Origin of the sequence: Aeribacillus composti (genome assembly GCF_007827555.1) — a bacterium.
In the GTDB taxonomy this organism is placed as follows: Bacteria; Bacillota; Bacilli; order Bacillales; family Aeribacillaceae; genus Aeribacillus; species Aeribacillus composti.
The window spans coordinates 1-1,364 of sequence record NZ_VISS01000075.1; the positions used below are offsets into that span (position 1 = coordinate 1).

A 1,364-nucleotide genomic window follows, 5' to 3' on the forward strand; every position below is an offset into this window, starting at 1 on the left:
ACTGTAGATGAGCAAATTCACTAACATAAATTTACATCCGAACAAAAAAGGAGACATGAACCCGATTCCTTGATTAGAATAGATGTGTCACCAAACCATTCTCAAGGAGGTTCATGTCTCATGAATAGACTACCACATCACCAAGGAATCGACAAGTTTTTCGCAATGTTGGGGCTGGCCCTTTATTTCTCTAAGCCGGTCATGAAGCATCTCGTTCATATTATCGATGCGCTGACAACGAAAGGATTTGTGGGAACCTTGACCGATCTGCATCATGAGAGCTTTCATCCCAACCATCGAACGACACTGAGCCATTTTTTCACGAAAAGCCCTTGGGATGAAGAAATCTTGCTTCGCAAACTCCAGCAGTGGATGCTTCGTCATGTGGAACGAACGGCCAAGCGAAAGAATCACCCCATTTTTGTTTCGATCGATGATACGATCTGCCGAAAAACGAAGCCTTCGTCACAGGCGAAACACGCTATTGAAGGGTGTAATTGGCATTATTCTCACGCGGACAAAAAGTCGATTTGGGGACACTCTCTCGTCTGGCTCATGGTTCATACGATGACGCAAGCCTTTCCCTTTGCGTTTCGCCTCTACGACAAGGCGGATGGGAAAAGCAAGGGTCAATGGGCCATCGAGATGCTTTCTTCTTTGGATGTGCACGGTTCTGTTTATGTGCTGATGGATTCTTGGTACCCATCGAAAACACTCGTGGAAGCCTGCCTGAAAAAAGGATTCCACGTCATTGCGATGCTCAAGACGAATCGGGTTCTTTATCCAAAAGGCATCGCCATCCAAGCCAAACAGTTTGCCCGCTATATCGAACCGAACGACACCCATCTCGTCACGGTGGGAGAAGAGCGTTATCGCGTGTATCGCTACGAGGGAGCGCTGAAAGGTCTCGATGATGCCGTTGTGTTGTTGGCTTGGAAAGCCGATCAGCCGATGACACCTGAACATCTTCACTGCGTCTTGAGCACCGACCGGGAGCTAAGCGATGAAGAGATCTTGCGCTACTATGCCCAGCGTTGGTCGATCGAATGCTTTTTTCGACAAGCGAAAGACCAGCTGAAGCTCGATGGGTACCGCGTTCGTCAACGTCGGGCGGTGAAACGGTATTGGATCTTGGTGCAACTCGCTTATGTGTACAGTATGGTCGAATCCAACAGCGATTTCTCTACCGGGCTTGACTTCCTTCGAAAGAAGAAAGGACATAGCCTCGTGGAGTTTATTTACGATGCAGCGAAACAAGATATTCCCATTGATGTCGTTAAAAAACAGCTTCATGTGGCATAAGGGGTACTCCGTTTGTCTCTTTTTACATGGTAATTATTGTAATGAAAATTGCTCAACTACAG

The 1,364-nt window shown here is 47.1% G+C and carries 1 protein-coding gene; it reads left to right on the plus strand.

Annotated elements, in window-relative coordinates; all coding sequences use genetic code 11:
• Positions 1 to 120 precede the first annotated feature (120 nt).
• Positions 121 to 1,302 carry an IS701 family transposase gene (locus FB379_RS18305; RefSeq protein WP_063388773.1) on the plus strand — a complete coding sequence of 394 codons (1,182 nt, stop codon included), beginning with the start codon at positions 121 to 123 and terminating at the stop codon, positions 1,300 to 1,302.
• Positions 1,303 to 1,364: the final 62 nt, after the last annotated feature.

What these genes read in the sequence shown, in the direction of transcription:
- FB379_RS18305 (WP_063388773.1), top strand. Translation starts at nt 121, where the DNA reads ATGAATAGACTACCACATCACCAAGGAATCGACAAGTTTTTCGCAATG.